This window comes from Vibrio sp. T9, from assembly GCF_003123985.1.
In the GTDB taxonomy this organism is placed as follows: Bacteria; Pseudomonadota; Gammaproteobacteria; order Enterobacterales; family Vibrionaceae; genus Vibrio; species Vibrio diabolicus.
This window is the reverse complement of record NZ_NIGY01000014.1, coordinates 65,308-88,363: the sequence shown is the minus strand read 5'-3', so window position 1 is coordinate 88,363 and position 23,056 is coordinate 65,308. Positions and strand designations below refer to the sequence as shown.

Genomic DNA, 23,056 nt, shown 5'->3' with positions numbered 1-23,056 from the left:
AGATGGTGTCTAACCCATCGCATGATTGCGTTGCCCTGGTGGTGGAATTGGTAGACACAAGGGATTTAAAATCCCTCGGCGTTCGCGCTGTGCCGGTTCAAGTCCGGCCCGGGGCACCATCAAAATCTTTGGTGACAGAGATACAAAATCAGAAAGGCGCCTTGGCAGAGTGGCTATGCAGCGGATTGCAAATCCGTGGACCTCGGTTCGACTCCGGGAGGCGCCTCCACTATTTCGAAAGCCAGTCTTAAATGACTGGCTTTCTTCGTTTTAAATCCATCAATCTATACTCGTTCACGCTTCTCTAAATTCCTCCCATGTTTTGATCACCATTCAATATTTTCAATGCGCTAGTCATTGATTTTATAAATGTTAAATAACTCAATAATTGTATAGGGTGATTGGTGCTAATTTCTCTTCGATTGTAATCCGAACTTTTTGTATCACAGGCAGCAACTTGGCTAGCGTGACCGTTGGCAATGCTTGGTGTGTATGAGCAGAAAGGAGGATTTTAGTCCTTAACGTGAGAGAAAAATAATGAAAACATTTAAATTAAAACGCACTATTTTACCTTTAACCTTGCTGCTAAGTTCATCTGCATTGGCTGCTGAGAATGGCACAATGATGCAGTATTTCCATTGGTATGTGCCTAACGATGGCACACTGTGGACTCAAGTGGAAAATAACGCTCCAACGCTAGCAGAAAACGGATTCACAGCGCTCTGGCTACCACCTGCATACAAAGGAGCGGGTGGCAGTAATGATGTCGGCTACGGCGTTTATGACATGTACGACTTGGGAGAGTTTGATCAAAAAGGATCAGTGCGCACCAAATACGGCACGAAAGATCAGTATCTTAGTGCTATCAATGCCGCTCACAATAACAATATCCAGGTTTATGGTGACGTGGTGTTTAACCACCGTGGTGGTGCAGATGGGAAATCTTGGGTTGATACTAAGCGGGTAGATTGGAACAACCGCAACATTGAACTTGGTGATAAATGGATTGAAGCGTGGGTGGAGTTTGATTTCCCTGGACGCAACGACAAGTACTCTAACTTCCATTGGACTTGGTACCATTTTGATGGCGTGGACTGGGACGATGCAGGTAAAGAAAAAGCCATTTTTAAATTCAAAGGTGAAGGTAAGGCATGGGATTGGGAAGTCAGTTCTGAAAAGGGGAATTACGACTACCTTATGTATGCTGACTTAGACATGGATCATCCTGAAGTTAAACAAGAACTGAAAGATTGGGGTGAGTGGTACATCAACATGACTGGTGTTGATGGCTTTAGAATGGATGCGGTGAAGCACATCAAATACCAATATCTTCAAGAATGGATTGATCACCTACGTTGGAAAACAGAGAAAGAACTCTTCACGGTCGGAGAGTACTGGAACTACGATGTGAATCAGCTGCATAACTTTATCACCAAAACTTCTGGCAGCATGTCTCTGTTCGACGCACCGCTACATATGAACTTCTACAATGCGTCTAAATCGGGTGGTAGTTACGATATGCGTAAAATCATGGATGGTACGCTGATGAAGGACAATCCAGTCAAAGCGGTAACCTTAGTAGAAAATCATGATACTCAACCTTTGCAGGCGTTGGAGTCGACGGTTGATTGGTGGTTTAAGCCGCTCGCTTACGCGTTTATCTTATTGCGTGAAGAAGGTTATCCATCCGTGTTTTATGCAGATTACTACGGTGCGCAGTACAGTGATAAAGGGCATGACATCAATATGGTCAAAGTGCCTTACATCGAAGAGCTCGTAACACTGCGTAAAGACTATGCGTATGGCAAACAACATTCTTATCTCGACCATTGGGATGTAATTGGCTGGACTAGAGAGGGCGATGCAGAACATCCACATTCAATGGCAGTGATCATGAGCGATGGACCAGGTGGCTCGAAGTGGATGTATACGGGTAAGCCAAGTACACGCTATGTCGACAAGTTGGGCATCCGAACTGAAGACATTTGGACAGATGCGAACGGGTGGGCTGAGTTCCCTGTAAATGGTGGATCTGTCTCGGTTTGGGTTAGCGTTGAGTAATCCATTCTTGTGATTTTGATACAGAACAGGCAAATTTTGATGAAACTTTGCAGTGAATCAATACGTTATTTGATATTCATATAACAAATGAGTAACTTATATTTGAGCATTATCTAGAGGAAGATGAAGAATGGAATCTATTGCTGATGTATTGGTTGTGGCTATTGTGTTCGGTGCCATATTTGGGGGCGGGATAATTAAGTTAATCTTGAATCATCGTAAAGAAGTAAGAGCTTTGGAGATATCTGAACGTAATACGATGAGCCAAGAAGAACAAGATAACCTTAACAAGCAAATTGGTGATTTGAAGCGACGCGTTGAAGTGTTAGAGCGCATAGTCACAGATAGCAAATATCAACTTGAAAAAGAAATTGCCTCTCTGTAATTCACCACAAAAACGTAAAGCCGGCTGAGTCCGGCTTTTTAGTGCCTGTACATCATAGTTTTAGGGTACTTAGCTCAGCGTTCGTCAAAGAAGTCTTTATCGCGGATGTATTTACTCATAAAGTGATAAGAGAATGGTCGCATCAACCAACTAAATAGAGAACGTCCAAGTCGAATGAACGTTGGCGTATTCTCGTATATTTTCCCGTTATACAACCATAGCATTTTGCCTACATGCCAATAGAGAAAAGGCACTGGCGGCATGAATGTCACGATGTCGATGTCGCAACAAATCCGGTAAGTTTTGTGCCCCAAACGGTAGCGTTTTTTAAAGGTCCAATCTCCAACTGCGGGCTGACCGAAAGTCACGACGCGTTTAATGCTCTTTGGGTATTTTTTCTCAATATAGTCGGCAAAAACACTGCCAATCGCGCCACCTGAAGAGTGACCAGTAATGGTGATTCTTTTTCCCCTAAGAATGAGCGGTACAACGATACCTTCGAGGCGCTCGATCACGGTCAACCCCAACCGATCTTCATTTCGGCTCGGTAAACTTTCTTGAAACAGAAGATGATAGAAACCCGCGTGAATGCGGTAATTCAGTCCCAACCTTCGACAGCTTCTCGTCCACATCGCGAAGTTTAACAACCAATCACTGATACTGTGTGAGCCTTTAATCACTACGACCACTTCACTCTGTTTTTTACTCCAGAGCACACGAATCATAATCTTACCGTGTTCATTTCTAATGACTCGTTGCCCATTAGGATCGAATCCGTATTGAGTTTGTCTGAAGACGCGAGGATAGGCGAGATTACAGAGTACGGCATAGCGCTCATATTGGTATCGTTTTAATGGTTTCACGTTATCTTTCTTTATGGAGCCTAACGACTGACTGTAATTAATGAATATTAAAAATACGTGAACCTAGGTTAGTGCTGGTAGAGGCATTGTGTGTTGGTATCGTGGATGAAAGCCTCAAATTGGTCTAAGTGCGTTAAGATGGTCTGGCGCGAAGTATCGTGATGTTCACTAAGCACGTTAATTAGCTTTTTCAAAGCCTTACGATCTTGTTTATTGAGGTTTACTGCCTCTTTGAGCTGTGTGAAAAATTCAATTTGACTTGAAGTGTCGTTAAAATCACCGAGCTTGTCTTGTAATAGTTTTAATTGTTTCACGTTGTTTTTGTGCTGTGGGGAAGGGTAGAGTGCGGAAAACCCTTCTAACAAATAACGCAGCGCTTTGCACTTTATCCTCATTGAGTGGATCACGCTGTCACGACTTTTGTCCGAGATCTTGCGTCGTGCTTTGTCGACCTTTTTAAATTGTTCGGAGACTTTTTGGCTTGCGAAGAGTAACGCTGGTACGTTGTTATCCACTCGTTCGTGTTGTGTACTTCGCAGCAGACTATTCCTGACCAAAGTGCAGTGCATAGTGTATTCTTGTGTCGCTAGCCAACGCGCAACTTTTGCCTGTTCGTAAGCACGTTCGGATTCTATAAAGCCAAAAAGCGGCTCAAGAGAGGGTTTGTGGTTTGGGAGCATTTCAATGTATTGGCTTTTGTCCAAGATAAATACGTCCAAATCACGCAGCTTATTTGTTTTCTTCATCATTATTTTTAAATGAGGTTTCAAAATACGCTGTTCAAAAGGAGGTATCAGTTCGCGAAGTAGCAAGCATAGTGAGCGTATGCGCCTCAGTGTGACGCGATACTGGTGTGTATATTCAGGATCCAAGTCTTGGACGATCCCCTGTTCCAGAGAGCGTGCATAATCAAATTCAGTAAGTAAGAAGTGGGGCACTACGAAGTCGAGTTCGGAATCAGTATGTAGCGGTAATTGAAATGATGACTTTCGAAACATGATGAGCGCTTATTTGTCCCCTGCAGTACGAGTTAAGTTTATACCCATATTGTCTATTTGTGCGACTTGTCGATTCCTCGTTGACATGAAGTGATGAAGCAAAGCAAACGAGAGCAAAACAAGCTGATGTTCTTGTGAGCAAAATGATCGCCCTTTGTTCGTTTGAGTTGGCTTTTTAACCATTTGAATAAAAAAGACTAATTTTTTGTTGACCAGATAAATTAATCCGTTAAAGTACGCCTCGTTCTCACGGCAAAGGTCGCTGAGAAAGATGGTGTCTAACCCATCGCATGATTGCGTTGCCCTGGTGGTGGAATTGGTAGACACAAGGGATTTAAAATCCCTCGGCGTTCGCGCTGTGCCGGTTCAAGTCCGGCCCGGGGCACCATCAAAATCTTTGGTAACAGAGATATAAAAATCAGAAAGGCGCCTTGGCAGAGTGGCTATGCAGCGGATTGCAAATCCGTGGACCTCGGTTCGACTCCGGGAGGCGCCTCCACTATTTCTAAAAGCCGGCCTTGTGCCGGTTTTTTACTATCTGGTATTGTCAAACTATTCTAATACACAATTTTTTATTGAATAATTAATTTTTGTACAAATACCAACCTCAATTATCAGTTAATCACCCTTTAACTGGTTTTCCTGAATTGCTATCTATAGCGTTATATTATCAATGTGATTTTAGTTCAATATTGAAAATAAAGTTGCGCATATATCCTGCTTGTTTCTCTATATGTCTCTAGTTGATATTGCACTGTATCGCTCAGTCTGTCTTGTAATCGAGTATAAAACTAGGTGAGCAAAAAACTTTTCACTACTTTAATTTAACTTAAATTTAACAATTAAAGGTGGATAATATTACTCAAGCGTTGTTGAGGTATATTATTCGAATGACTCGTTATTAAGTTAATGAATTTAAAGGTTATAATTTCATGCGATGAAATTGAGGTTGTTTTAGTTCAATTTCTACTTGTTTGATTTTTAATGATTTAAATTGGCTGTAGTGCAAGTGATTTATTAAAGTCATTATTGAATAGAAAGTTTGTTCATATAAAACAATCATAAGGTTATTTTAAGTAACTGACAAAAATGGACAAATTTATTATTACACAAACTTAACCTAAATTACTTATCGCTCTGGTTGAATTTTGACCGGTTGCTTTGCTATGATTCCGGCTCTTATATTTTTGGTGGTTATCCTTTTATAACCATGTTGATGTATATAGGAACATATTTGGCTTTATAGGCTAGGGCATTTTATTGCCTAAAATTTATATTATTTTACCCTACCATTTCTGCTTATATTGGCGGGAAGGTGAACTAGTTATTAATTTAAAATTAGGTGAAGCAGTGATAAAAAATATTAAAATAAATAGAACAATCCTAAATAAAGGGTTGTCATTTTTATTAGTAATATTCGCTTGTTTACAGAGCATCCATTACGCCAGTGCAGCAGGAAGTACGACGGGACAGCAAAATACATTGGTTATCCTGCTGAACTTCAAAGAAAACCCAAATGAGCAGCCATTAACTTTGTCAGAGGCAAATAATCTAATCTTTGGCACAGTGAATGACTTCTACCGTGAAAGCTCTTTTGATCAAATGTGGCTGTCTGGGAAAGTCGTAGGTTGGTTTAATTTGCCGTTGTCTAATCAGGTTTGTGATTTTACCGCTGTTCAAGATGCAGCGGATCAAGAAGCCATCGCTGCGGGAGTGAAGCTTGAAGAGTACGATCGTATTGTTTACTTGATGACAAAAACGGCATGTGGTGTCGCTGGATCGGCAACTATTGATGGCATGCCTTCACGCGCGCACATCAATGGTGATTTTTCTCCGATGAATATCGCTCATGAGCTTGGACATAACTTTGGTTTGCATCACTCTCGTGCTCTTGATTGTGGCGAGCATACGCTTTCAGACAACTGTACGTTGCGTGAATACGGTGATACCTATGATGTAATGGGTGGTCCAGACATCGGCTATTTGAATACTTTCCAGCGCGAGCGACTAGGATGGCTAGAGGGAGAGCACGCTTCAAAGACACTGGAAGTTACTCAAAATGGTACTTACTCCATCGCGAATTACGAGACGACTAGTGATCAGCCAGTTACGATAAAAGTACCTCGTGGTACTGATCCTTCTACAGGTGCAAAAAAATGGTTTTACATTGAATACCGCCAGTCTATTGGGTTTGACGACTTTTTAGATGCTCGTTCTTACTCGTTCTATCGTGGGGACGTTACGGATGGCATCATCATTCGAAGCGCTGTAGAAGGCGATGGGCGCAGCAGTAATCTGCTTCACTTTAAAACTGACTCTGAATATCGTGCGGTTTTTGGCCGAAATGACTGGTTTGACCCATCTATGCCGGTCGGTGGTAGCTATACTGACCCAGACTCAGGTGTAACATTGAGTTTGGTGAGTGCAGCGAACGGCATCGCCGAAGTAAGCGTTGTCTTTGACGGCTCTGACAACGGTAATATCGGGACTTGTACTGTTAATGCTCCATCAGTGACTGCGAAAGCTGCAACAAACAACTCGGTTGCAGCCGGTGATGAGGTTCAATATCAGGTCACTATTACCAACAAAGATAGTGCAGATTGTTCAGCGAGCAGTTTTTCTGTAAACGCGTCAGTGCCAACTGGTTGGAAAGCAAGCAGCAATGCAATCACGCTAGCAGCAGGTGAAACCGGACAAGTAATGATATCAGTCGTATCTTCGGTTGACGCTAGTGATAAAGACTATGCTTTGAATATGATCGTGACGCACGGAGAGGACTCAAGTCTGCAAACCGCAGCATCCGTGAATTACTCTGTAACTACTGAAATCTCGCCATCACCAGAGCTCGTTGCTGTTGATGATCAGGTGACTATGTCTTCGAAACAGTCGGTGATTATCGATGTGATGGCAAACGATGTTGTTGGAGAGCAAAACTCTGCAAGCGTGCTTTCTTTTACTAGACCAAGTAAGGGGCGACTAGAGCTGTTATCAGATGGCACCCTGCGTTACACACCTGAGAAGAAATTCAAAAATAACGACAGCTTTACCTATACCATAGGTGATGGTCAAAGCAGCTCGACCGCTCAGGTCTCAGTGAAGTTAGAGTCCTCATCTGGTGGCGATTCTAGCAACTCTGGTAACAATGGGAAAGGTAAGAATAAATAGAACGATATAGTTCGAAAGAAAACGCCTGACGAGTTAACGTCAGGCGTTGTTTTATTAAGTTGTAAGTAGACCTTATTCAGGGCAGCTAACAGGCTCTGGACAAGTTGGACATAGCGTACATTCTGCAGACGCTGTTATCGCTTCTACGACAACATTACCGAAGATAGTTTCACCACTCGCATCCACAGTATCTGTAAACGCTCTGACTTCTTCACCCGGTAATGGAAGGCCTTCACCATCTCCTGGGATTGGCTCGTAGTTACCAGTAAAGTCGTAACACTCAGCAGGCGCAAGCATACCAACCTGGATTGGATTCGAGTCTTTGTTGTCGATTACGACAATGCCGTCAATGGTGACATTGGAGGTATTACATACACTACCACTGTAATTGACTTGAAGACCGTATTCATTAATACCAGTATCTTCAAATCGATTCACGACGACGACACTACAGTCTTTCTCTAGAGACAATGAACCAGGGATGTTTTGGCTTGGGCATTCCCAATCTGCGTTGTCAGAAACCGCAACACCACCACCAGTTTCAAGTGCTGCGCTTACTTCTGCGTAGTTAGTGATACCGTTTTGGTCAATAATAAACGAACCATTAAACTCTTGCGTTTGTCCGACGGCGAGCATCGCTAAATTGAACACATGGTCACCGGCAGCCATATCGTTGTCAACGGCTGTAGTGTCTGTTGCCACAACATCATACAATGCAAAGTCACCGGTGTTTTCTACAGTGAGTTTATAGTTGTATTTCAAAGTGTTACCATTGACAACATCACCAAATGTACAAGTTTTAGTGATTTTAATGTCTGGTACGCCTGGTGTGTAACAGAATGAAATATGACTTAAGCCATAGTATCTACCATTGTTACCCACAGGTGCATGTAGTAAGGCATCATCTTGATACAATAATCCATCTGTAAAGTAGTTATATAGGTTTCCGTCAGGACCACCTTTTACGAAGATAGCTTGCATAATCACAGGGCTATCACCTTGATCCCAACTGAAGGTTTTTGCCCCAGGTTGCTGATCAATAACCACTTCAAGCATGCCATCACCGAAAGTGCCGTCTGTAACTGGCTCAAGCTTGTATTCTATCAAACCATCGATCCCTGGAAGTAATTGTTGACAGGTGTTATTCCCTTCAACAAATATTGGTTGCACGCCTCGGCTTGAAGGGTCGCCAGCGGATGCGTAAACAATTTGAGAGCTCAGCACTAAGCTAACCGCTATGACCCAAGTAAACAGCTTAAACATGCTGCTGATATTGATCGCTGTAAGTATATTCTGGCTACATAAAGTGGAACAACGGTAACTCTTATTGCCCCACCAAGAGTTAAATATGGTTTTCATAAAACCTCCTTGTGTAAGTGGGCTCGCTACGTCCTTGAGCCCACATACGTGATAGTTTTCTCACAGAGTTAAACTGCGCCAGTTGACTAGCATAGAGTGTTCCATATTTAACCTTTTGTATTTGTTGATTATTTTTTATTTTTGTACAGAGGGGTGAACAGTTTGTTTATATTTTCATAAATGGTTGAGCTAAAACTTATTCGCTAAACGACTGAATATGTTTTAGTTAAATGAGTATTCAATTAGATGTGTAAAGGATGTAACACTATGCAAACAGGTGTTACACATCACCTTCACATTATTGGGAGTAGGTGAGTAAGCGTCTATTTCATATTCATAGTGGAAAGTTTCAATACCGTCGCTTTTGCGCATCTGTCACAGGTGTAAACAATAAAGTGTCAATCTGTAACATTATCCTAGAACACGTATATATCTTTGTTATCGTAGGTTTTTTTGTCTCTTTTGTTTTCTTTCTCTTTCTTTAAAATTGAACACTCTGTTCATTCTCTTCGCTGTTGAAAATATTTAGTTTAATAAAATCATAATCTTAAGTAGTGGCATGCTCTATGCGTTATACGAGCTCGAAACGAAAGTTGTATCTCGCTTTCACTCTTTCTTAAAAGGCAATTAATGACATAGGGACCTTCGTCTAGCTTTAGAAGCGTTCTAAGGAGTAGGTTATGAATTCTTGTAAGTCAGGTATCTGGCATACGATGAAGAGCTTTCTTTATGCAATATTTACAAGCTTGCTAATAGGTAGCTCTGCATTTGCAACACCAACAGATGGCGTATTTGAGTTAGAAGCAAATGCTAATGCGATAGATGACTCTGGGGTAGGTGCTCCAGATGACTGGTCAACGCCGCCAAACAGTGGTGGAGCATTAGTATTTAGCTTTGAGAATGACACGGCAACACCGGATACAATCTTTACTGGTGGTAATAAAGACATCAAAGACATACCGGAACTTGGTTGGAAGACTGGTACGGTACTTGATAAAGGGGACATTCTTCATGCGTATGCAGCAGCATACAACATTAATAATGACCTTGTACTCACCTTTGGTGCAGACCGTTTTGGTAACAGCGGTGATGCCTTCTTAGGTTTTTGGTTTTATCAAGACTCAGTCAGCACAAACCCAGACGGTACATTCACTGGTCAACATATTGCTGGCGACCTTTTGATTCAGGTGAATTATTTGCAAGGGGCAAATGAGGGGCCAGAAATTTTGGTTCTTGAATGGGACACAACTTGTGCGAAAGCTGATAACAATAATCCACAAGATGGTCAGTGTGCTGCGACAAACTTACGTTTGAAAGTTAAGACAAATGCACTGTGTTCACCAGGCGCGCAAGATGTGTGTGCTTCAACCAATACAACTGACTCACCTGCACCATGGGCGTATACGCCAAAAAGTGGTGTCGAAAATGTCTTCCCTCCAGAAACCTTCTTTGAAGGTGGTGTAAACCTTACTGAACTTCTACAAACAGACACCTGTTTTAGCTCGTTTGCAGCCGAAACAAGAGCATCAAGCAGTATTACCGCTCAGTTGAAAGACTTTGTGGTTGGTGACTTTGAGTTGTGTAGTGTTGATATCACTAAAACATGTAATCAAGCGGTCGTGAATGAAACAGAAGATGGTTACGTTTACTCATACAGCGGCGACGTGATTAATGATGGTGTCGGTACGCTCTACGATGTTGTTGTAGAGGACTTAGAAGCAGGTACTACACATAGCTTAGGTGCCATTGCTTCAGGTGATAGTGCTTCATACAGCGGCAGTTTTGAAAGTACAAGCAATGGTCTAACTAATACGGTGAAAGTCACAGCAGCTGCGACTCCGGGTGGCCAAGCGACCATTACTGATACCGCAAGTGATCCATGTGAGTCATTGAGCTTGTCTCCAATGATTAGTGTAACGAAATCATGTGAAAGCGGCTTCAAACTTACTGAAAACGGTATCATTGCAGAAGTGAGCTTCTCGGGAATGGTATGTAACACAACGCCTGGACTTACTTTAGTGAATGTTTCTGTTGTGGATGACTCAGGTACGCCTGAGGATGCTTCTGATGACGTGACAGTAGTGGATAATATCGAACTCGCTTCGGATCAATGTCAGTCTTATACTGGTAGTTATATCCCAACGGCATTTAGCAATGCAGAAACGCAATCTTTCCGTGATACTGTTACAGCGGTTGGTTTCTTGAAAATCGATAATACTCAAGCGACGAATACAGCTTCTGCAGACTGTGATATTTGTCCTGCACCAAGCAACTAATTGACGTCTTGTGAATAAAAAGCCTGGAGTATTCTCCAGGCTTTTTCATATTGAATTGCGTGATTTAGTTCGGTTTCCCTTTACCGTTTCCACCACCATTCCCACCAGAAGTCGATTGTAAGGTGATGCTAATCGTTGCGGTTGAAGAAGATTGACCGTCACTGATCGTATAAGTAAATGAATCATTATTCTTAAACTTCTTCGATGGTGTGTATTCAATGGAGCCATCGCTCAGTACACGGGCGCTGCCTTTGTTTGGCTTAGCGACCGTAATCGCAAGAGAGGTCGATTGTTCAAACGAGTCATTATTTAACTGTTCGATGCGAACGACGGATTTATCACTGATCGTTACGCTATCATTCACCGCCTCAAGTGGTGACGTCGACTCAGACAACACTGTGTAAGATAGCTCGGTTTTGGCTGATTGTTCATTTTCAGCATCTATAACGTCAACGGCTATGCTGTAAGAGTTCGGCTGAGCATCGCTGTTTGACGTAACCATGACCGTCGTTTCTGCACTCATGCCGGAAGGAACCGTCAAGGCGCTTGCGTCATAATTCCATCCGTCAGGAACGCTTAAAGCCGTTGTATAAGTCGCGTCTGCACATTCTGTATTGTTCTGGTTCGTCACTTTAAGATTATACGCTAACGTTTCTCCAGCATTTGCATCAGAACCTGATAGTGGGGTTAGAGAGAGTAGAGGCGATGTCGCAACGCATTGCCCGGATTCACCACCAAATATGACACTGACCTGTGCGTTTTGACCATTAGCACTTTCCAAAGTAATCGACACGCCTGTTTTTGGATCGGTGAACGTTCCACCAATTGGAAGAGCAGGGTCTTCCCAGTCATTACTCCCAAATAATTGTTTGAAAGTGGAGTCAGGCTTCATGTGTAGCAAGCGGCTACTTTTAAGATCACCGTCTGTCGCTAGGCGCACAACCACACCTTCTGTCACATCTTGGCGGTATACGATGTACGAACGGTCACGTAAAAAGCTGTCGTAGCCAAGAGCTTGTCGATATTCAACGTAAAACCATTGGCGCTGACCTGTAATTGGATCGGTACCTCTTGGGATTTTTAAAACTTTTGATGAAGTACTTTCAAAGTCTTCATAGGCATCAATAGAGTAAACACCATCACTAGAAATGATTTGAGCAGGGGAGGTCTGCCACCCTAAGTTTTCCAATTGGAAGGCGCTAAAGTAACCCATATCGTAGTTACCCATTGTATCGTAGCTATCACCGTACTCTATGACACGGCAATCACCAGCTAACGTACCGTCTTTACAGTCGAGTGCGGAAGCGTGATGCAATCCAAAATTATGTCCTAATTCATGGGCGATAACTCGAGGCTCGAAAACCGCATTTATTGACGCTCTAGAGGGAGTTACTCCTTGACTACCAGAGCCTTCTGATGCACATCCAGTTTTGGTTGTTAAGTAGATAAAACGGTCATAGTTTGATAGTTGATATCCCGCAGTTTCAGCCATTTTGTTGGCTTCCGCTGCTACAGCATCATCATCGCAAATTTGGTTTGATATCGGTAAGGTGAATGTTCCAGCAACATCACCAGATAGCCAAAGTTGCCCCTGGGACATTTGCGAATAGAAGTCGCTAACGGTATTAAAAACAACATGATGGGCGTCTTCTTTAGAGATCGGGATCTCTTGAGGGTTTTCTTGGAAATTGACGAGTACAACTAATGTTTTTTGTTCACCACTAGCCACTTGCTCAGCATAAGCCTCTGATGAAAAAGAATATGCTGACACGAGGGTTACAAAGCCTAGAGCTAGCAAGCGTAAATTTGACGCAACAAAGCCCAATTGAGGGAGGATGACCTTCTTCAATTTATATACCTACTTAATATTTTGATATTAAATGAAATTACAAATTCATAATGTTTTAAATAAAATAAATACCGAGCTCTATCCAAATAGAACCAGTAATTATCAAGTGTGCATTATGTTTTATAAAGTTTGTTTTATATTTGTGTGTGTTTATTACTTTTAAACACGAGGCGAGATATTAGCAGAAGGGGTGGTTAAAATTCAACCATGCATTTCGGTTTTTATAAGTTTATGAATTATAATGTTTAACTACTTTTTACTGGTGGTTTTTATAAAAATAATAAGAAATAATATTGTATGCAACAAAAGCAGTTACAAAGACAGTAATAATATTACACCGTGTAGTATGCAACACTCTTAATTGTTTGTTATTTCTTTTGTTTCCTATATAAATGACTTATTAAAAATAAGACGCTATCAATTACATAGAGAAAATTGTCAAATTAAAGAAATATTAATTTCAAAAAACAAGAGACTTATTATATCTGGATATAGGCAACGCCATTTTTGCCATTTTTCTTTATCTCATACATTGCATGATCGGCTTTTTGATAAACTTCATTAAACTGTTGTTTTCCTTTATCAAATAGACAAACACCGATGCTCATTCCAATCGTTACTTTATTTAAGTCCTGATTTATCGCAGGAATGATGGAACTTAAGAGTCGATCACAAAGTTGAGATATTTCTTCTTGATTTGAATAAGAGCTTAAAACGACAAACTCATCTCCTCCTATGCGTCCGACTTGAGACTTGCTTGGCGCAAGCTCTGTTAAGCTATTGGCGATATTAATGAGGAGAGTATCACCAGTATGATGGCCTAGCTGGTCGTTAACTGTTTTAAAATTATCTATATCAACAAACACTAAGGCAGACTGCTGAGACGGCTTGGTTTGAGGTTGATGATTAAAGTTTTCCTCAATTGCTTTTCTATTTAACAGTCCGGTCAATGGATCACTCGAAGCTAACTTAGCCAGTTGCTGCTCATATCGCTTTTCTTTTGTAATATCGATATGAGTGCCCATCATGCGTAGTGGTTCGCCATCAGAACCATACTCGACGATGCGCCCTCGATCGTAGACCCAACTATCACTGCCGTCTTTATGAATCATGCGATGAACTACCTCATAAAGGTCGGTTTTGCCAGCTAGGTGATCTTCAAATGCACCCACCGCAAGATCATAATCTTCAGGGTGGAGGTTGTTTTTCCACGTTTCAACCGTCGCGGTTAACTCATGGGGCTGATAACCTAGCATTTTGCCCCACTGCATATTGAATATCGTCAAAGTACCTGAAGGAATATGCTGCTCCCACAAACACAGTCCATTACTGTCGAGTGCAGCATTCAACTTTTCTGTAGTCGCGCATTCTTCCGCTTCAGCTCTTCATTTTCTTTTTCTAAGACGGCAATTCGAGTTAGATATTCTTCCATTTTGCGCATAATTTACGTCGTTTTCGGAGCGACAATATACGAAAAATACTTTGCAATTTCTATGATTGAGCTTGTAGATATAGGTATTGAATATGCGGTAAATAACAAAAGAATCGGTGATGTTACTTAAGAGCAGCAAAGTAAATGCTTGGAAAAACAAAGAAGGAAATAGGGGATAAGCGAGGGGCTCTCCTGGTGCAAAGTCATAAATGAGGCCTTTGCACCGGGACTACTGAGGGTTAGCGGTTTAGTGCACCACAACGCTCAGGCTGGTAGGTGATATCGACAATTTCAATTGTCTTCACTTGATTATTTGGCATTGGCCATTCAAGTTTTTGACCAACAGACAAACCGATCAGTGCGCTGCCTACGGGCGCAAAAATGGAAATATCATCACTGCTTTTCAGCTCAGATGGGTAAACCAGTGTCTTTGTCATGGTTCTATCTTCACCTGCAAATTTAAACTCTACAGTTGAGTTCATCGTGACCACATTATCTGGCATTTGTTCTGGCTCAAGAACCGTCGCACGGTCTAGCTCTGCTTCTAGCTCAACAAGCTCCGCCGCGATGTTTGGCATTTTATCCAACAAAGCCGTGATTCGGTTCATATCTAAGCTTGAAATGTAGATAGAATTGTTTTCTGACATTTTATGACTCCCAAATAAAAGGCCGCCTCACAAACATGGGACGGCACTCTATATGTCAATTACGGTATCAATCATATGGATTTTATTCCATATGAACTAAATCAGATTCTAGTCTTTATAGTGCGACTTAGCTAGTAAAAGATTTTTGTTGTGAGACTTGATTTTTCTAAAACTTTCAGTCACTTCAGTTGTTCACCTTTAATAGCCTTGAAACGGCTAGGTTAAAACGAATGCTTTGTTTTTAAACAAAGCAGGGTTTATCGTTAGCGTGGTTTAACTCGACAATCATTGCCATTCTGTAAAAGCCAAAACTGTATAGCCCTTTGTGAGCATGACTGCGGTTATCTCATTTTGTAAAAACTACCAACATCCGTTAATAAATTACCTTTTATTCTTCAATATCAAGATAAAAACGTTCATCTACCCCTTTAGGGTAGTTTGAAATTGTAATTGATTTACATCATGTATTAATTTTCTTTCACAATTAACAATGAGCTCAGTGATAAGAACCTAACCCTTAGGAATTATAATGAGCAAGTTGAAGCTAGTAGTCATCGGTAACGGTATGGTAGGGCACCGTTATATTGAAGACTTAGTCGAGAAAGCTGATATCTCTAATATGGAGATTACCGTTTTCTGTGAAGAACCTCGTGTCGCATACGACCGTGTGCACCTTTCCTCTTACTTTTCTCACCATACTGCAGATGAACTTTCTTTAGTGAAAGAAGGCTTCTACGAGAAACACGGTATTAACATGCTGATCGGTGAACGTGCGATTAACATCAACCGTGAAAACCGCATTGTTTACTCAAGCACTGGCCGTGAAGTTCAATACGACAAACTGATTCTTGCTACAGGCTCATTCCCATTTGTCCCGCCTATCAAAGGTCATGAAAGCAAAGACTGTTTTGTTTACCGTACTATCGAAGATCTTAAAGCGATCGAAGCGTGTGCGAAGAACAGTAAATCCGGCGTGGTTATCGGTGGTGGTCTACTCGGTCTTGAAGCGGCAGGCGCATTGAAAGCACTAGGTGTAGAAACACACGTTGTTGAGTTCGCACCAAAGCTGATGGCTGAGCAACTTGACCTTGCTGGTGGTAACCAACTTCGTCAAAAGATCGAGCGTATGGGCGTGAACGTTCACACCAGCAAAAACACGCTTGAGATTGCGGCAGAAGGCACAAACGCACGCAATGTTATGCGTTTTGCTGACGGCTCAGAGCTAGAAACAGACTTCATCGTATTCTCTGCAGGTATTCGTCCACAAGACAAACTAGCTCGTCAAATGGAGCTAGAAGTTGGCCCTCGTGGTGGTGTTGCCATCAACGACCACTGCCAGACTTCTGATGAGAACATCTACGCTATTGGTGAGTGTGCGTCTTGGAACGACATGTTCTACGGTCTTGTTGCTCCGGGTTACAAGATGGCGACGGTTGCCGTTGATCACCTACTAGGTAACACAGAAAGCAAATTCGAAGGCGCTGACATGTCTGCGAAGCTGAAATTGTTGGGCGTGAAAGTAGGTTCTATCGGTGATGCGAACGGTCGCACTGAAGGCTGTAAGAGTTACGTTTACCAGAACGAAGAGCAAGAAGTTTACAAACGTCTTATCGTTTCTGAAGACAACAAGAAGCTGCTAGGTGCAGTACTCGTGGGTGATACGTCTGACTACGGCGATTTGCTTCAATTGATGTTGAACGAAATCGACCTACCAGAACACCCAGATGCCTTGATCCTTCCTGCACACGCAGGCGCTGAGAAACCAGCACTAGGTGCCGACGCTCTACCAGAAAGCGCAGTGATCTGTTCATGTTTCGATGTAACCAAAGGCAAGATCGCACAAGCGGTTGCTGATGGCCACCATACATTGGGCGACATCAAAGCAGTGACTGGCGCTGGCACAGGCTGTGGTGGTTGTATTCCTCTAGTCACTTCTGTTCTAAACGCAGAGCTTGCTAAATCTGGTATTGAAGTGAAGAACGACGTTTGTGAGCACTTTGCTTACTCACGCCAAGAGTTGTTCCACCTAATCCGTATCGAAGAGATCAAAACGTTTGATGAGCTTTTAGAGAAATACGGTAAAGGTTACGGCTGTGAAGTTTGTAAACCACTGGCTGGTTCTATCTTGGCTTCTTGCTGGGGTGAGCACATTCTTAAGCCACAACTGGTTAAGCTGCACGACACCAACGATAACTTCCTAGGTAACATTCAAAAAGATGGTACTTACTCCGTAATCCCACGTATGGCGGGTGGTGAAGTTACACCTCAAGCACTGGGTGCACTAGCGAACGTTGCTGCAGAATACAACCTATACACCAAAGTAACCGGTGCTCAACGTATTGGTCTGTTCGGTGCTCAAAAAGACGATCTTCCAGAGATCTGGCGCAAGCTTATCGACGCTGGCTTCGAAACAGGTCAAGCGTACGCAAAAGCACTTCGTATGGCGAAGACATGTGTTGGCTCAACGTGGTGTCGTTACGGCGTTCAAGATTCTGTTGGTTTAGGCTCTTATATTGAGAACCGTTACAAAGGCATTCGTACACCTCATAAGATGAAGTTCGGTGTTTCTGGCTGTACTCGTGAGTGTGCGGAAGCACAAGGTAAAGACCTTGGTATCATCGCGACTGACGCAGGTTGGAACATGTACGTATGTGGTAACGGCGGTATGAAACCTCGTCACGCAGACCTACTTGCAAGTGACCTAGATAAAGAAACGCTAATTAAGTACATCGACCGCTTCATGATGTTCTACATCCGTACTGCTGCGCCACTACAACGCACATCCGTTTGGATGGAAAACATGGAAGGTGGCGTTGACTACCTACGCGAAGTGATTGTTGAAGACAAACTTGGCATTAACGCTCAACTAGAAGCAGACGTAGCGAAGCTTGTAGATGAGTACGAATGTGAGTGGACTGCAACCATCAATGACGAATCACAACTGACTCGTTTCGCACACTTCATCAACTCTGACAAGCGCGATGACAATGTTGTGTTTGTTCAAGAGCGCGAACAGCACCGTCCAGCGACCTTCACGGAGAAACATCCTGAAGCGAAAGGCGACATCCTACACGTAGCGATCACTGAAGCATAAGGGAAGGTTGAACATGTCATTTGAAAAGATTTGCCAAATCAACGACATCGTACCGGGCACTGGCGTTTGTGCACTGGTTGATGGTCAGCAAGTTGCGGTATTCCGCCCAACACAAGCAGAAGAAGTGCTGGCGATCAGCAACACAGACCCGTTCTTCCAATCAAACGTGCTTTCTCGCGGTTTGATTTGTGAGCACCAAGGCGAACTTTGGGTAGCAAGCCCACTTAAGAAGCAACGCTTTAACCTGACAACAGGTGCTTGTATGGAAGACGAGCGTTTTAACGTGAAAGCGTACAAAACGCGTGTAACCAACGGTGAAGTAGAAATTTCTGCATAAGCTTGGTTCGCATTCCCTCCTCCTTAAGGGGAGGGAATGCACTGAGTACTTAGATTCAATAGACAAAGGCTTTCCAAGCGTCATCTTGGGGGAACAGGGAAGCGAGATGATGTCGACAGCAGTGGGTGTCAACGGGAAGCCTTTCTCTATTCAATCTTTAACTTTTTAACTTTCAATTTTGAATAAGGACACATTCATGTCTACAGACTTTAAACCTGCTGAATTCGTGCAAACCATGATCAACGTGGGTGAAGCGAAAATTAATACCAGCACTCGAGATCTTCTGCTTCGTGGCACGATGGCAGGCGTTATTCTGTCCCTTGCAGTGGTGGTTGCTATTACCGCGATTGTACAAACGGGCATTGGCCTTGTGGGGGCGCTTGTTTTCCCTGTGGGCTTTGTGATACTCAGTGTGATGGGTTACGACCTTGTCACAGGTGTTTTTGGTCTTGCTCCTTTGGCTAAGTTTGCAAACCGCCCGGGTATCACTTGGGGTCGTATTTTCCGTTGCTGGGGACTTGTTGGTTTGGGTAACCTGATTGGTTCTCTAATTGTGGCTTACCTAGTGGCAATCTCTCTAACCGGTAACTTCTCTCTAGAGCTCAACGCGGTAGCGAAGAAGTTTGTCGCTGTATCGACTGCCCGTAGCCTTGGTTTCGAAAACATGGGTATGGACGGATGGATCACGTGTTTTGTACGCGCTATCTTCTGTAACCTAATGGTGTGCCTAGGCGTGATCGGCAACATGACGGCACGTTCAGTATCTGGTCGTGTAGCGATGATGTGGTTCCCAATCTTCATCTTCTTCGCGCTAGTATTCGAGCACACCGTGGTAAACATGTTTCTATTCCCACTGGGTATGATTCTAGGTGCGGATTTTGGTATCGCGACTTGGTTGAACTTCAACCTTATCCCAACCATCTTAGGTAACATCGTTGGTGGTCTCGTAATGACTTGTCTGCCACTGTATCTAACTCATGCGAAAACAGCGCCTTCTATCAACGTAGTTGAAGAAGAAGTAAACGCAGAGCCGGCAATCGCAAAATAAACCGCTTTATATGGCCCTATCTTTTGCGGGTAGGGCTACTCAACTCATTTAACTTTCAATAGATATTGTATTGATTTAGCTATAAAAAGTAATAACTCCTTGGGGTAGATTGAACCTTAAGTTAATAACGTGAGTGTTACTCTTTATATCCAAATTTCCGATAGGCGTTGATATGACTACTGCGAACTCATCTTTAAACAGCGGCTTTGTTTCTTTAGTTGGTGCAGGTCCGGGCGATCCAGACTTGCTGACGGTCAAAGGTTTGAAAGCCATTCAAGCGGCTGAAGTTGTGGTGTATGACCGATTGGTGTCGAAAGACATTCTTGAACTGGCTCACGCATCTGCTGAGATGATCTATGTAGGCAAGAAACTGGACTTTCACTGTGTACCTCAAGATCAAATTAACCAAATCTTGGTACAAAAAGCACAAGAAGGTAAACGCGTTGTGCGCCTAAAAGGTGGTGATTCTTTCATCTTTGGACGCGGCGGTGAAGAGTTAGAAGAGCTTGCAGAATATGGCATCAAATACGAAGTGGTGCCGGGGATCACCGCGGCGGCGGGTGCAACAGCTTATGCTGGTATTCCATTAACGCACCGTGATCATGCGCAAAGTGTTCAATTTATTACGGGTCACGTGCAAAAAGACGGTCGCGAAATTGAGTGGCATTCGTTAGCGCAATCTAACAACACACTTGTGTTCTACATGGGTTTGAAGCAAAGCGGTCACATCATGGATAACCTGATCACTCACGGATTAGATCCAGAGATGTCATGCGCCATTATTGAAAACGGTACCCGCCCAGAGCAGCGCGTGTTCCAAGGAAAATTGAACGAACTTTCTGAAATGGCTGAGAAGGCGATCAGTCCAGCATTGATCGTCGTTGGCAGTGTGACTCAGTTGCACAACAAACTAGACTGGTTTAGAAAATAAGTTCGTCTAATGGTTAGATTTTGCAGGGGCTATGACGTCTCTGCATTTCTTGCTTACGCATTGGCATTTGATCAATCAAGTTGTTGATAAATGGCCAATCCGTTTCTGCACCCCATCGGTATTTCTCTTGGCCATCTTTACCAAGTAAAATTGCGGTATGTGAGCCTTTTTCAATTTCATATAGCTTGGCAAGCATTTTCAAATCAAACTCTTCTTTGAGCCAAGCTGGAGACGTGTAACCTTGTTCTGTAATGACTAATGTGACCACGTCTCTGTCTTCCAACTCGCACTCATTCATGAGTGTTTCTAGTAAGAATTGTTTAACGTATTCATCGTTTTCTGGAGCGAAGTAAAGCACACTCCGATGCGGCCAGTACTTTGAATGTGCTGGATAACCGAATGCTGTCGATGACAAGATACAAGAAAGTAGTATCACTAGTAACTTTCCGCCCATGACAGTTCCCCTAGAAACCCAAATACCGTTTATACGTTAAGTTTAGTGGAATTGGCTCATTGTGCTTTTACCAAAACTGACTTAGGGTAGGCAGCAAATAAATCAAGCGTAGAAAAGATGAATTCAGAAAGAAAACAAAAGATCGCCATTTTGGTTGATGTACAGAATGTGTATTACACCTGTCGCGAAGCGTATCGCAGTAATTTTGATTACAACCAGTTTTGGTATGTTGCGACGCAAGGGAAAGAGGTGGTGAGTGCTCGTGCTTATGCCATCGCGAGTAACGATCCAAAACAGCGTCAGTTTCATCACATTTTACGCGGTGTTGGGTTCGAGGTAATGCTTAAACCCTATATTCAGCGTCGTGACGGCAGCTCGAAAGGCGACTGGGATGTAGGTATTACTCTTGATGCGATTGAAATTGCCCCTGAAGTTGAGGAAGTGATTCTCGTTTCTGGAGATGGGGACTTTAGTCTGCTGGTGGAACGAATTCAGCAGCGCTTCAATAAAACGGTGACTGTTTATGGCGTGCCTAAGCTAACATCCCAAACTCTGATTGATTGTGCCGATAACTTTGTCGCGATTGATGATGACTTCTTACTGTAATCACTAGCGTGATAAAGAAAAGGCGAGTCATTCAGGCTGTACGCTAACGTACAATGACTCGCCTCTAATTTATTGTTGATTTGGCTAATTATGAAGGAATGATCATTTGTCCTAACAAGTAGCCCAGACAGCAGGCACCAATCACACCAATCAAACCTACCGACATAAATGAATGGTTGAAGTACCACTTACCAATCTTAGTGGTACCTGACGTATCGAAGTTCACTGTCGCGATGTCTGAAGGGTAGTTCGGAATAAAGAAGTAACCGTATACCGCAGGCATTAGGCCGATAAGCAGTGCAGGTTCCAAACCTAAGCCAAGACCGACAGGCAACATCATACGTGCAGTCGCTGCTTGAGAATTCACTACAACCGACACAATGAACAACGCAAGCGCGAACGTCCAAGGGTAGTTGGTTACCATCTCAACGATGCCAGATTTGAACTGAGGCATTGCGTATTGGAAGTAAGTATCTGACATCCAAGCGATACCGAAGATAGCAATGGCAGCCACCATGCCTGATTTGAATACTACGCCGTTTGGTACGTCACGTGGGTCAGTTTTGGTTGCAAGTAAAATGATACCGCCGAAGCAGAGCATCATCATTTGAATCACAACGGCCATGCTGATTGGTTTCGCGCCATCCACTATGGTACGAATGTCCGGCCACATCGCGATAACGACGATAACCAAGATAGACGCGATGAACAGCAATACAGAGTTACGAGCACTTGTTGGTAGCACTTCATCAAGAGACGTTGCAGTGGTGTTGAGGATCTTTTCACGCCACACCGGATCTTTTAAACGCTCTTGGTATTCTTCATCGTCTTCCAGTTCTTTACCGCGTTTTAGGCTGTAAAGTGACATCAGCAACGTACCGAATAGCGTTGCAGGTACAGTAACGAGCAGAATAGAAAGCAGAGTGATCTCGTGTTGAATATCGGACAGCTGTGCCAAGTAGTAAACCACTGCCGCTGAAATTGGAGAGGCCGTAATCGCGATTTGCGAAGCGACGGAAGCGGCTGCCATTGGACGTTCCGGACGAATGCCGTTTTTCAGTGCAACGTCGCCAATGATTGGCATGATGGAGTAAACCGCGTGACCTGTGCCGAGCAAGAAGGTCATAAAGTAAGTAACAAAAGGAGCGATGAGGGTGACGCGTTTTGGGTTCTTACGAAGCACACGTTCGGCAACTTGCAGCATGTATTTCAAACCACCAGCCGCTTCAAGAATGGATGCACATGTTACCACTGCCAAGATTATCAACATAACGGTGACAGGAGGGGAGGTTGGCGGCATCTTAAAGATGAAGACTTCAATCACCAAACCAATACCAGATACGACCCCAAGGCCTATACCACCATAACGTGAGCCGATATACAGCATCACGAGCAAAAATAGAAACTCAAGATACAACATGTGGATTTCCTTATTCAAAACAGGGGGCTATATAGCCAAATTACTTAATTACATTGTCCCGATATTCAGAAAGAAAATACTTCATGTTGTTCACACTCCTTTGGATAAGAAACAGCAATATTCAATTATTG

The 23,056-nt window shown here is 43.0% G+C and carries 16 protein-coding genes, 4 tRNA genes and 1 pseudogene; 13 read left to right on the top strand and 8 right to left on the bottom strand.

Annotated features, from left to right (window positions below; translation table 11 throughout):
- Positions 1–32: 32 nt before the first annotated feature.
- The 4 genes from CBX98_RS22555 to CBX98_RS22540 all read left to right on the top strand — a co-directional run bounded on the left by CBX98_RS22555 (position 33) and on the right by CBX98_RS22540 (position 2,446).
- Positions 33–119: transfer RNA gene (locus tag CBX98_RS22555), tRNA-Leu, on the top strand.
- 36 nt (positions 120–155) lie between these two features.
- Positions 156–229: transfer RNA gene (locus tag CBX98_RS22550), tRNA-Cys, on the top strand.
- A 308-nt stretch (positions 230–537) separates the two neighbouring features.
- Entirely contained in the window at positions 538–2,061 is a 1,524-nt protein-coding gene (gene amyS, locus CBX98_RS22545; protein ID WP_109170317.1) for an alpha-amylase, read from the top strand.
- A 130-nt stretch (positions 2,062–2,191) separates the two neighbouring features.
- Positions 2,192–2,446 (top strand): hypothetical protein, encoded by a 255-nt coding sequence (locus CBX98_RS22540; protein WP_012842214.1) that lies wholly within the window; start codon positions 2,192–2,194, stop codon positions 2,444–2,446.
- Between the two features lie 74 nt (positions 2,447–2,520).
- Here CBX98_RS22540 and CBX98_RS22535 read toward each other — a convergent pair whose 3' ends face one another.
- Positions 2,521–3,309 carry a lipase gene (locus tag CBX98_RS22535; protein WP_047009223.1) on the bottom strand — a complete coding sequence of 263 codons (789 nt, stop codon included), beginning with the start codon at positions 3,307–3,309 and terminating at the stop codon, positions 2,521–2,523.
- Positions 3,310–3,377: 68 nt separating this feature from the next.
- Entirely contained in the window at positions 3,378–4,307 is a 930-nt protein-coding gene (locus CBX98_RS22530; RefSeq protein ID WP_109170316.1) for a CHAD domain-containing protein, read from the bottom strand.
- A gap of 301 nt (positions 4,308–4,608) precedes the next feature.
- Here CBX98_RS22530 and CBX98_RS22520 point away from each other — a divergent pair.
- From CBX98_RS22520 to CBX98_RS22510, 3 genes are all read left to right on the top strand, one after another.
- A tRNA-Leu gene (locus tag CBX98_RS22520) sits at positions 4,609–4,695 on the top strand.
- Positions 4,696–4,732: 37 nt separating this feature from the next.
- A tRNA-Cys gene (locus CBX98_RS22515) sits at positions 4,733–4,806 on the top strand.
- A 983-nt stretch (positions 4,807–5,789) separates the two neighbouring features.
- Positions 5,790–7,472 carry an Ig-like domain-containing protein gene (locus CBX98_RS22510; protein WP_109170314.1) on the top strand — a complete coding sequence of 561 codons (1,683 nt, stop codon included), beginning with the start codon at positions 5,790–5,792 and terminating at the stop codon, positions 7,470–7,472.
- 72 nt (positions 7,473–7,544) lie between these two features.
- On the opposite strand, the gene CBX98_RS22505 is transcribed toward CBX98_RS22510, so the two are convergent.
- Entirely contained in the window at positions 7,545–8,831 is a 1,287-nt protein-coding gene (locus CBX98_RS22505; RefSeq protein ID WP_041853064.1) for a hypothetical protein, read from the bottom strand.
- Between the two features lie 680 nt (positions 8,832–9,511).
- On the opposite strand from CBX98_RS22505, the gene CBX98_RS22500 reads away from it, so the two are divergent.
- Positions 9,512–11,107 (top strand): hypothetical protein, encoded by a 1,596-nt coding sequence (locus CBX98_RS22500; RefSeq protein ID WP_005398290.1) that lies wholly within the window; start codon positions 9,512–9,514, stop codon positions 11,105–11,107.
- 64 nt (positions 11,108–11,171) lie between these two features.
- Here CBX98_RS22500 and CBX98_RS22495 read toward each other — a convergent pair whose 3' ends face one another.
- The 3 genes and pseudogenes from CBX98_RS22495 to rnk all read right to left on the bottom strand — a co-directional run bounded on the left by CBX98_RS22495 (position 11,172) and on the right by rnk (position 15,035).
- Positions 11,172–12,956 carry an Ig-like domain-containing protein gene (locus tag CBX98_RS22495; RefSeq protein ID WP_109170313.1) on the bottom strand — a complete coding sequence of 595 codons (1,785 nt, stop codon included), beginning with the start codon at positions 12,954–12,956 and terminating at the stop codon, positions 11,172–11,174.
- A gap of 479 nt (positions 12,957–13,435) precedes the next feature.
- Positions 13,436–14,388, bottom strand: a pseudogene (locus tag CBX98_RS22490) (diguanylate cyclase).
- A 239-nt stretch (positions 14,389–14,627) separates the two neighbouring features.
- Positions 14,628–15,035: a nucleoside diphosphate kinase regulator gene (gene rnk / locus CBX98_RS22480; RefSeq protein ID WP_005394604.1), complete on the bottom strand. Its 408-nt coding sequence runs from the start codon at positions 15,033–15,035 to the stop codon at positions 14,628–14,630.
- 529 nt (positions 15,036–15,564) lie between these two features.
- On the opposite strand from rnk, the gene nirB reads away from it, so the two are divergent.
- From nirB to cobA, 4 genes are all read left to right on the top strand, one after another.
- Entirely contained in the window at positions 15,565–18,129 is a 2,565-nt protein-coding gene (nirB, locus tag CBX98_RS22475; RefSeq protein ID WP_065646043.1) for a nitrite reductase large subunit NirB, read from the top strand.
- A gap of 13 nt (positions 18,130–18,142) precedes the next feature.
- Entirely contained in the window at positions 18,143–18,466 is a 324-nt protein-coding gene (gene nirD, locus CBX98_RS22470) for a nitrite reductase small subunit NirD (protein WP_046875391.1), read from the top strand.
- 196 nt (positions 18,467–18,662) lie between these two features.
- On the top strand, positions 18,663–19,514 hold the full coding sequence (locus CBX98_RS22465) for a formate/nitrite transporter family protein (protein ID WP_109170312.1): 852 nt from the start codon (positions 18,663–18,665) through the stop codon (positions 19,512–19,514).
- A 172-nt stretch (positions 19,515–19,686) separates the two neighbouring features.
- Positions 19,687–20,445, top strand: coding sequence for a uroporphyrinogen-III C-methyltransferase (cobA, locus tag CBX98_RS22460; RefSeq protein ID WP_005394598.1), 759 nt, complete (start codon positions 19,687–19,689; stop codon positions 20,443–20,445).
- A gap of 13 nt (positions 20,446–20,458) precedes the next feature.
- On the opposite strand, the gene CBX98_RS22455 is transcribed toward cobA, so the two are convergent.
- Positions 20,459–20,899, bottom strand: coding sequence for a DUF4174 domain-containing protein (locus tag CBX98_RS22455; protein ID WP_012842228.1), 441 nt, complete (start codon positions 20,897–20,899; stop codon positions 20,459–20,461).
- Positions 20,900–21,016: 117 nt separating this feature from the next.
- On the opposite strand from CBX98_RS22455, the gene CBX98_RS22450 reads away from it, so the two are divergent.
- A complete protein-coding gene (locus CBX98_RS22450; RefSeq protein ID WP_005394594.1) occupies positions 21,017–21,505 on the top strand; it encodes an NYN domain-containing protein in 489 nt (162 codons plus the stop codon).
- An 88-nt stretch (positions 21,506–21,593) separates the two neighbouring features.
- On the opposite strand, the gene CBX98_RS22445 is transcribed toward CBX98_RS22450, so the two are convergent.
- Complete coding sequence (locus CBX98_RS22445) at positions 21,594–22,925, bottom strand: anaerobic C4-dicarboxylate transporter (protein WP_074189643.1); 1,332 nt, start codon at positions 22,923–22,925, stop codon at positions 21,594–21,596.
- Positions 22,926–23,056 lie beyond the last annotated feature (131 nt).